Genomic DNA, 9862 nt, shown 5'->3' with positions numbered 1-9862 from the left:
TTAATTTGCGGTAGAATTGCAGTCGGTTGGAACTTTAATTCGCCGCCCGACAATTTGGCCTTTGCTTTTTTTATAAAGAACATTAACAACAGATTGTAAGAAACTTCACTGGCCATTTTTTATGAGAGAGAGAATGAGGTCCAGCGAAATAATCACAATCTGTTGTTAATGCCCTCTATTATAGTGGCTGAAATAATATGGAAATAGTGAAATATATTCGCAAGTTTTGTTAAAAAATGCAGAAAGGCCAATGTTATTATGAATTCATGGTGCTCTCTGCTCACTGATGCTCAGATACTTATAATCTAAGCTTTTAACAAGAGGAGTAGATTCAACCATTAAAGCAGGTTTCCGCACCCGCTTAACCAATTTTTTAGAATGGTTTGTGATTTGGATGGTTTTCCTTTCTTTAATATTATAATAGTTAATATGTTCTTAGGAATAATGATTGAAAAATACCCCTCTATAATAGAAACTGTTTTTAGAGCAAAAAGGTGAATATTTTTTGGTAAGGAAAAATTTTTTTAATATTTTCTAGTAGTTGAATTAATGGTTTCAGAGTTTATCAAACTTCCACCTTTTGACTTATAAACTTTCAAGGTACTTCTGGTTCGGTATTTATAACCCTTTTTTACATAATGGCTATTATCATATAATTGAAAATCTTTTCCTTTAGTGGTACCAGAAACCAGGGTAGACCATGATCCGCTTTTATACCTTTGTAGTTTCACGGTAATTGTAACATAATAACTACTTTTTAGTGGAATACAACTAGTAAAGTAATCTGCTCTACCCTTGCTAGAAATCTTTAAATTGGTTGTTATGTCGAAAAATCCGGCCCATTTGTTTTCAAAAAGGGGCAGAGAAAGGGGTGAGGGAACTATTGATGCATAATTTGTGTTGGGTGTGGAACATGCACTGACTGAATTTGCTGAAATAGGCAGTAGTATCAAAGATAATAAAAATAAATTGAAAATAAAACGTTTAAATAAATTACTCATAAATCCTCCTTTTATCCTTACCACTTTGAAAACAAAGCAGAGAACAAAAAGGTGAATTATTAAATGATTAATAAAAATCCAGGAAAATGGGCGATTAAAATACAGAGAACTTATTTATAAGTTTTAAAGAATAATTATTGAACTTTAGCCGCAATAAAGTTTAAAGCATACAAAAAAGAACCTTACATTCAATAAAATCTGAATGAAAGATTCTTTTAGTTAAAGTTTTGTTGTTAAATATGTTGAAGAACTAATATCTGATTCCATTTGCTATTTTAAGCATTTCTTTTTTCGTCAGCTTCGATGAAATTTTAAAAATACATTTGTTTCTATACCATAGCAATTGATTGTATGAACCTTCTAAGTAATAGTACTCAATTTGATTATCTTTAAATTGAGTATAACCTGTTTTATCTAGGTTGGTATATGAATTAGAATCAATGTTATAATTTATTTGAATATACAAAGAATTTTTCTCATTATCTTTATATTGATAAATACAAAAGTCACCATTTTTAGTAACACGCTTTTGTTTGAAATGATAACCAATAGGAATGTATTGGAAAACTGATTCAGGATCTTTTTCTTCATTTTGAAACTTTACTAAAACCTTATTTTGTTTTGTAGTCTTAAATATAAAATTCAACACAGGGACTCTAAAAGCCTCAACACTCATCACAGTAACAGAAGCCATAGTAAACAGCACCACAAACACAGCCGCAATCCGCCGTGCAGTGATAAATCTGCGTTTTCTGTTTGCCCTTTTCCTGGCCGAGGAAAACATGGTGTCAATTTTTTGATTTAATTGATCCGACAGTTCCTCTTCAGGAATATTATCAGGGGAGATTTCGTCGGTCCATCTGCCTGCGCCATACTCGATGATATGGTCAAACAATTCTTCATTTTTGTCTTTTTTATCGTTTGTACTCATAACTCAATCCCTCCTTCTCAAACAGAGCACGTAAGGAACTGCGGGCTAGACTGCAGCGCTTCTTTGCAGTCAGTTCCGAAATTTGTAATAGCGTTGCTATTTCCAGAAAGCTGAATCCATAATAATAGTACAGGATAAGAACTGTCTGCTGGTTCGTTGGCAGCCTGCCAATCTTATCTACCATTACATTTAAGTCAATATATTCCATGTAATAATCATTTGGATCAATCAGGTATTCTGAATCTTCGCCGTCTTCGTAAGTCAGTTCTTCGTGATTATTTCTGCTCTCAACCTTGATCATGTCATACGCTGTGTTGCGAACTATGACATATAAAAACGTAAAGGCCTTTTCATCGGGCAATTCTAAAATCTTTTCAGAGTACAGCAACGCTTTCTCGAAAACATTTTGAAGTACATCTTCAGCCAACGTATCATTATGAATATATTGCTTTGCTACATATTTCAGCTTAGGCGCATACTTGTTGTAGAGCAGTTCAATATAATCAACAGCGCTCTTGGTAGGAGGTTTATTCTTCCGCCGTTTCACTTTCATTCTCTCCCTTTTTCCCCCGTTTATGGTTTCTCTCTATATCTCTCATTATAGATAGGTTTTCCGGTATTGTAAAGCTTGTACAAAAAAAGCCTGTAGAAATATTCTAAAGGCTTTGGTCTTCTTCGATAACCTGGACCTCCAAGAAATCAAAGTCAATATCTTCAATAAAACTGTCATGATAAAATCTTGTTTTATCGTGGGTCATAAATTCCTTTTTGTTCGCCTCCAGCCAGAGAGGTTTCGGCAGATCAAACTCATAACAAATGTCTTCAAGAGCCTTATATACCTTTCGGGTACGGTTCAGACCGGCATCTTCCACACTGATTACGGTGTCTTTCAGCAGCCGGTTGCTTTTCATTAGTTTTCCCCACATACGGAACATTGGTTTTACCTGCTTTCTATTTGAAATATATTAAGTATAATAGAAGATAAATATAAAACAGTCAATATTGTAGTGAGAGAGAAAATGATTTAAAATGACGTTAAAGAAGAATATTGAGGAGAAGATCGAATGAAGATTTTAAAGAGGTTCTTTATTGACGGATTGTCCGGGATGGCGCAGGGGTTGTTTGCGACTCTGATTATCGGGACGATTCTGGAACAAGTTGGACTGCTGATAGGCGGAAATATCGGACAAGTCCTGGCAGTTGGTGCGGTAGCGGCCAAAGTACTGACCGGGGCCGGGATTGGTGTGGGAGTTGCCTCGCGTTTTCAGGAATCGGTTCTGGTAACCGTTTCATCGGCATGTGCAGGAATGATTGGAGCATATGCATCAAAAATTATGGCGGGAACCCTGATTGTCAAAGGAGCTGTCGTCCTATCTGGTCCGGGGGAACCTCTGGGCGCTTTCATGGCTGCCTATGTAGGAATTGAACTGGGACGCCTGATCTCTGGAAGGACACAGCTGGATATCCTGCTTACACCACTTACAACCATTTTATCCGGGGGTGCCGTAGGTCTGTTTCTCGGTCCATGGATCAGTCAGCTGATGGCGCGATTGGGCGACCTTATCCGGTGGGGTACGGAGCAGCAGCCGTTTTTGATGGGTATTGTAGTATCAGTTCTGATGGGGATGGCACTGACTCTGCCGATTAGTTCAGCCGCGCTGGGAGTCATATTAAATCTCTCAGGAATTGCTGCGGGAGCTGCTGCAGTTGGATGCAGCGCTCAGATGATAGGATTTGCAGTGGCGAGTTTCAGAGAGAACAGGGTGGGAGGCTTAATTGCTCAGGGAATCGGTACATCGATGCTTCAGGTTCCAAACATCGTCAGAAAACCGCTGATCTGGATTCCGCCGATCCTCACCAGTGCTGTGCTGGGACCTGTTTCTACTATAATATTGAAGATGACAAACAATGCCATTGGTTCCGGGATGGGGACAGCCGGATTAGTAGGGCAGATTATGGGATATAAGACTATGGTGGCCGGCGGGGTTTCTCCGGCCGCAACCGCAGTCATGATCATTGGAATGCATATCATTGCTCCTGCACTGCTGACTTACTTTATATCAGAAGGCATGCGCCGGATGGGCATTATAAAACAGGGGGATATGAAACTGAATATGTGACATCTTTAAGTCGTTGCAGCATGTTTCGCAAAATACCGGACAGAATCCTCTACTCCGCATGCAATATAAGAGGAGAGTTCCATGACCGTGTGAAGCCTTGTGGTCTGTATGGTGTTAAAGTTGGTCTCTGATGTGAAATTTACGATGCCGGTAATCGAGATATCTCCTACAGGCGGCAGTTCTTTGTCTACACCCTGTCCGGGAAACAGTGGCATGGAAGACACGGTCACATAGCCAACATGATCAGCAGAACCCAGACACGCATCGATGGCGATAACAAAGGGCTCCCTGAACGAGCGGTAAATTTCGGCCATAGTCTGAGTAAGATTTCCGGCATGTACCGGCTGTGACAAAGTTCCGAAGACTTTATAATAAGAAGATGTCATTAACTGATGGCCTACCAAGGGCCCAAGACAGTCACCGGTAGCACGGTCTGTTCCCACACACAGGACGACTACCTGCTGGCTGTCTTTTTTCTGCGTTTGAATCCGGCGGATCAAATCTGCCTGCAGTAAAGCACCCGCTTCTCTGTCTTTGGGATTAAAATAGGATATTCGGTCTGAAATGCGCATTGCGTTCTCCAATCATTTCTTAAATATCATTTTTCGCCGTATAAGACGCTCCATATAGTTTATACATAAAACAAAAAAGTATACCGTCCCAATACGTACTTCCCACATGGGCAAAATTATTTTCTTCAGTCGACGCCCTTTGATAAAAAAATTGAAAATACTGTGGTAAAGTCTTTGGTATTAAAGAGGAAAGGGAGGCTTTTTCGTGAGAGCAGAAAATCAGTTGCCGAAGAACATCAGACAGATCGGCGGGCCTGTGGGAACAACAAAAGTTTATATCGAAGATTTTGTAGTTACATTTTTAAAAGCATTGACGACGGACAAAAACACTTTTGTAAGAGGGGCTATATTATTTGGAGAAAAAAAGAGTATTGATAATGAGACTGTGATATTTATCAGAGGAGCTGTGGAAGGGCAGAATATAGAGCTGGATTTGGACGAGACCGTATTTGACGATAAGGTTTGGCGGGAAATCTATCAGAAGAAAGAACGTTTCTTTCCGGATCTGGAGGTGATCGGATGGGCGCTTTCCAGAATGGGATTCTCGGTAAGGCTTAATGATAAGATAAAGAAGACTCATTTTGAAAATTTTCCGGGTGACGGGAAAGTGCTGTATATGACAGATCACCTGGAGGGGGAAGATGCATTTTACGTATACCGCGGACAAGATCTGGTGAGACAGAGCGGTTATTACATATACTATGAAAAAAATCCGATGATGCAGGAATACCTTATTGAGCGGAATCAAAAATTAAAAGAAGCTGTATCTTATGAATCCATGCTGGAAGCCAAGAGAGATGAAAAAATTGTGCGGCAGTTTCGGACAATCGTCCAGGAGAAGCAGAAAAGCAGCAAGACAAAGGACATGATGAAGCGGCTTTCCTCCAGTGCGGCAATGCTCCTTGTCCTGATCTTAGCCGGAGGAATGTTCTATTATTCCAGATTGGATAACAGTTCCTCCTTTGGCGACGCGATTCATGGGGCGGTGGAGACCATGGGAAAAGGCGTGAAGGACAATGTTTCAATGGATGAAGAAAACAAGGGGGCAGGCACAACCACGAAACAGCTGCCGGCCAGCACCGAAAAAGCGGACGGGACAGAGGCGGGCACGACAGCGGACGAGAAAAAAACAGAAGCCGGCACAACCACAGCCACTGCGTCAACACAGAAATCTACGCAGTCCATGGCACACAGCCAAACTTATGTCGTCAAAAAAGGGGACAGTCTGGTATCCATTTCCCGCAGAATGTATGGAACCAGAAAATATATGTATAAAATACTGGATGCAAATAAGATTGGGCCGAAGGAGCATATCTATCCCGGACAGAAACTAATTATTCCTAGTATAACAAAGTAAAATCATGTATAATAAAGCGTGATATTGATAATGTTAAATAAAAATACAGGGGTTTTACAATGAACCATAGGATAAAATCAGGTTTTTCCCTCTATACAAACAGCAGGGAAGCAATGCAGAATTCTATTTTGAAAAAACAGATCCGCAAAAAACAGAGGATCATTCTTGGGGGGATTTTGTGTGTGGTACTGTTTGCAGTCTTCCTGGCATACAGATATCGGACTTACCACACGCTCAAGACAGAACGGACAGTGGCAGAACATGTGGATTCCGGGACGAAGTCCTTTGCATATAAAAATGGCTCCATAAGTTATAACGAAGATGGGATTTCGTTTATCGACGGTGACGGTAAAGTAGAGTGGGAGAAGGCTTATTCCATCAAGAATCCGATTGTTACATACTGTGGAGATTATATCGCAGCTGCATATAAGAACGGGAATGAGATTCTTCTATATGACAGTACCGGAAAAGTAAAAAGATTTTCCGCCTCATATGCGGTCAGTGATGTGGAAGTTGCGGAACAGGGAGTGATCGCCGCAGTTTTGCAGGGAGATAATGAAAATTATATAGAGCTTTACGATGCTTCTCAAAAGAAGCTGGTAACGATCAAGACGACGATCGATGAAAATGGATATCCGCTGGATATTGACCTGTCCGAAGACGGCACGATGCTGGCTGTCAGTTATCTGGTAGTGGACGGACTGCAGACGAAGAACCGGGTAGCGTTTTATGATTTCGGAGAAAAAGGGCAGGAAAAAGAAGACCGGCTGCTGGCGGGATTTGACTTTAAGGATACCGTGATCCCAAAGATTCAATTTATGGGAAAAAATACGGTTTGTGCGTTTGGTGATAATAAAACAATTATTTTTAATACAAAAGACACACCTTCGAAACAAAAAGAGATTAAAATAAATTCCAGGATCAAAAGTATTGCTGCGGATGATTCCCATTTTGCCCTGATTCTTGAGAATAAAAAGAAGTCTTCCAAAGAGCAGTATCTGGTACAGGCCTATAACCGTTCCGGCAGAAAGGTTATGGAGAGAGAGATTAAGACAGAATTCTCGGATGTGTACCTTGGCCCGGACGGAGTACTGTTTGTGGGAAATTATCATTGCTCTATGATAAATTATGCAGGCCATGAGATGTACCAGCAGAATTTTAAGAAAAGGATTCAGGCCATGGCGCCCACCGGGAAAGCGGAACGGTACTTGATTACATTTGAAGATAAAACACAGTTGGTTAGATTACGTTAGATGGTGATATTATGGGACAGATTATTTTAATTGTATTGCTGCTGATTTTGATATTTGATACGATCAGAGGATTCAAGCGAGGATTTCTGAAATCGCTTCTCCTTTTGGCGACCTGGCTTTTGACCTTTGCCATTGCCTATTCGGCAGCGGACACCGTAAAGCAGTATGTGATACAGATGTTTATGAAATCAGAGCAGAATATACTCACAGATCAGCTGGCATATTTTATTGCGTTTGCTTTGATCGTGCTTGTACTGAAGGCCGTATTTTCAATACTGGTCGGCGTTATCAGCAAGTTCGGAGACCTCCCTGTGATTGGATGGTTCAATCATTTCTTTGGAGGGGTTCTGGGATTTGTGAAAGGAATTATTGTGATATCCTTTTTACTGTTTGCCATTTACCTTTGTCAGTACATTGGTTTCAAACAGGAATATAATGAAATCATGCAGACCAGTTCTTTGCTTCAGTTTATGGCAGAAAACAATCCGGTGATTACAATGTTAAAGGGTGCGATGCCTTTTTAAATTTTAAAGAAAGCCTTTGGAAAGCCTCATTGATACGGCGTTTTCCGAGGGCTTTTTCTTTTTGCTCTATTACAGGGAAAGATTCTCTGCAAAAGAATGTGAGAAAAAAGTAAAAAAACCTGTTGACATTTGCCGGCAGCGATGATAAGATTATCAACGTTGCTGACAAAACAGCAGCTTTTCAAAACTTCATCTAACTTCCTGGCTCTTCAAATTTTTTGAAAAAAGTCCTTGACTTGGAAAACATGCCATGATATGATATAAAAGTTGCTGACGGTGATCGGACAGCACAAGAAATGTCAGTCATTCATGAAACTTCAAAAAAATGAAAAAGTGCTTGACAGACAGAATGAAGAATGATAAGATAATAAAGCTGTCGCTCGTAAGAGTAGGACAAAAAACGACAGCAGAACCTTGATAATTGAACAATAAGACAACCTTGAAAATTCTAAGAGATTTTCAGTATCTTTTGAAAAAGATACACGAACGTTCTTTATATAAAGGACACAGTAAAACAAGGATAAAAAAGCTAGCGCTTTTTAGATCCAAGATTGAACATGAGAGTTTGATCCTGGCTCAGGATGAACGCTGGCGGCGTGCTTAACACATGCAAGTCGAACGAAGCATTTAGGATTGAAGTTTTCGGATGGATTTCCTATATGACTGAGTGGCGGACGGGTGAGTAACGCGTGGGGAACCTGCCCTATACAGGGGGATAACAGCTGGAAACGGCTGCTAATACCGCATAAGCGCACAGAATCGCATGATTCAGTGTGAAAAGCCCTGGCAGTATAGGATGGTCCCGCGTCTGATTAGCTGGTTGGTGAGGTAACGGCTCACCAAGGCGACGATCAGTAGCCGGCTTGAGAGAGTGAACGGCCACATTGGGACTGAGACACGGCCCAAACTCCTACGGGAGGCAGCAGTGGGGAATATTGCACAATGGGGGAAACCCTGATGCAGCGACGCCGCGTGAGTGAAGAAGTATTTCGGTATGTAAAGCTCTATCAGCAGGGAAGAAAACAGACGGTACCTGACTAAGAAGCCCCGGCTAACTACGTGCCAGCAGCCGCGGTAATACGTAGGGGGCAAGCGTTATCCGGAATTACTGGGTGTAAAGGGTGCGTAGGTGGCATGGTAAGTCAGAAGTGAAAGCCCGGGGCTTAACCCCGGGACTGCTTTTGAAACTGTCATGCTGGAGTGCAGGAGAGGTAAGCGGAATTCCTAGTGTAGCGGTGAAATGCGTAGATATTAGGAGGAACACCAGTGGCGAAGGCGGCTTACTGGACTGTCACTGACACTGATGCACGAAAGCGTGGGGAGCAAACAGGATTAGATACCCTGGTAGTCCACGCCGTAAACGATGAATACTAGGTGTCGGGGCCGTAGAGGCTTCGGTGCCGCAGCAAACGCAGTAAGTATTCCACCTGGGGAGTACGTTCGCAAGAATGAAACTCAAAGGAATTGACGGGGACCCGCACAAGCGGTGGAGCATGTGGTTTAATTCGAAGCAACGCGAAGAACCTTACCTGGTCTTGACATCCCAATGACCGAACCTTAACCGGTTTTTTCTTTCGAGACATTGGAGACAGGTGGTGCATGGTTGTCGTCAGCTCGTGTCGTGAGATGTTGGGTTAAGTCCCGCAACGAGCGCAACCCCTATCTTTAGTAGCCAGCATTTAAGGTGGGCACTCTAGAGAGACTGCCAGGGATAACCTGGAGGAAGGTGGGGACGACGTCAAATCATCATGCCCCTTATGGCCAGGGCTACACACGTGCTACAATGGCGTAAACAAAGGGAAGCGAAGTCGTGAGGCGAAGCAAATCCCAGAAATAACGTCTCAGTTCGGATTGTAGTCTGCAACTCGACTACATGAAGCTGGAATCGCTAGTAATCGTGAATCAGAATGTCACGGTGAATACGTTCCCGGGTCTTGTACACACCGCCCGTCACACCATGGGAGTCAGTAACGCCCGAAGTCAGTGACCCAACCGCAAGGAGGGAGCTGCCGAAGGTGGGACCGATAACTGGGGTGAAGTCGTAACAAGGTAGCCGTATCGGAAGGTGCGGCTGGATCACCTCCTTTCTAAGGAAGAAGAAGTA

At 42.0% G+C, this 9862-nt stretch carries 9 protein-coding genes and 1 rRNA gene; 5 read left to right on the top strand and 5 right to left on the bottom strand.

Annotated elements, in window-relative coordinates:
• Window positions 1-524: 524 nt before the first annotated feature.
• The 4 genes from DWV34_RS12365 to DWV34_RS12350 form a co-directional block, all read right to left on the bottom strand.
• Window positions 525-1001 carry a hypothetical protein gene (locus DWV34_RS12365; protein ID WP_022260653.1) on the bottom strand — a complete coding sequence of 159 codons (477 nt, stop codon included), beginning with the start codon at window positions 999-1001 and terminating at the stop codon, window positions 525-527.
• Window positions 1002-1251: 250 nt separating this feature from the next.
• Entirely contained in the window at window positions 1252-1932 is a 681-nt protein-coding gene (locus DWV34_RS12360; RefSeq protein ID WP_022260652.1) for a DUF4367 domain-containing protein, read from the bottom strand.
• Entirely contained in the window at window positions 1916-2485 is a 570-nt protein-coding gene (locus tag DWV34_RS12355; protein WP_118476398.1) for an RNA polymerase sigma factor, read from the bottom strand. The genes DWV34_RS12360 and DWV34_RS12355 overlap by 17 nt, the downstream gene beginning before the upstream one ends.
• A 103-nt stretch (window positions 2486-2588) precedes the next feature.
• Window positions 2589-2867, bottom strand: a complete 279-nt coding sequence (locus DWV34_RS12350; RefSeq protein ID WP_006567989.1) for a hypothetical protein — start codon at window positions 2865-2867, stop codon at window positions 2589-2591.
• A 129-nt stretch (window positions 2868-2996) separates the two neighbouring features.
• On the opposite strand from DWV34_RS12350, the gene DWV34_RS12345 reads away from it, so the two are divergent.
• Complete coding sequence (locus DWV34_RS12345; protein WP_118476395.1) at window positions 2997-4052, top strand: PTS transporter subunit IIC; 1056 nt, start codon at window positions 2997-2999, stop codon at window positions 4050-4052.
• A gap of 5 nt (window positions 4053-4057) precedes the next feature.
• On the opposite strand, the gene yyaC is transcribed toward DWV34_RS12345, so the two are convergent.
• Window positions 4058-4624 carry a spore protease YyaC gene (gene yyaC, locus DWV34_RS12340; protein ID WP_118476393.1) on the bottom strand — a complete coding sequence of 189 codons (567 nt, stop codon included), beginning with the start codon at window positions 4622-4624 and terminating at the stop codon, window positions 4058-4060.
• A gap of 205 nt (window positions 4625-4829) precedes the next feature.
• On the opposite strand from yyaC, the gene DWV34_RS12335 reads away from it, so the two are divergent.
• The 4 genes from DWV34_RS12335 (at window position 4830) to DWV34_RS12320 (ending at window position 9845) form a co-directional block, all read left to right on the top strand.
• Window positions 4830-5981, top strand: a complete 1152-nt coding sequence (locus DWV34_RS12335; RefSeq protein ID WP_118476391.1) for a LysM peptidoglycan-binding domain-containing protein — start codon at window positions 4830-4832, stop codon at window positions 5979-5981.
• Between the two features lie 59 nt (window positions 5982-6040).
• A complete protein-coding gene (locus tag DWV34_RS12330) occupies window positions 6041-7234 on the top strand; it encodes a DUF5711 family protein (RefSeq protein WP_118476389.1) in 1194 nt (397 codons plus the stop codon).
• Window positions 7235-7245: 11 nt separating this feature from the next.
• Window positions 7246-7758 (top strand): CvpA family protein, encoded by a 513-nt coding sequence (locus DWV34_RS12325; RefSeq protein ID WP_022260649.1) that lies wholly within the window; start codon window positions 7246-7248, stop codon window positions 7756-7758.
• A 553-nt stretch (window positions 7759-8311) separates the two neighbouring features.
• Window positions 8312-9845 (top strand): 16S ribosomal RNA (locus tag DWV34_RS12320).
• Window positions 9846-9862: the final 17 nt, after the last annotated feature.

The organism is Anaerostipes sp. AF04-45, assembly GCF_003461725.1.
Taxonomy (GTDB): domain Bacteria; phylum Bacillota; class Clostridia; order Lachnospirales; family Lachnospiraceae; genus Anaerostipes; species Anaerostipes caccae.
The sequence above is the reverse complement of the archived record's forward strand: the minus strand, read 5'-3'. Positions and strand labels throughout refer to the sequence as shown.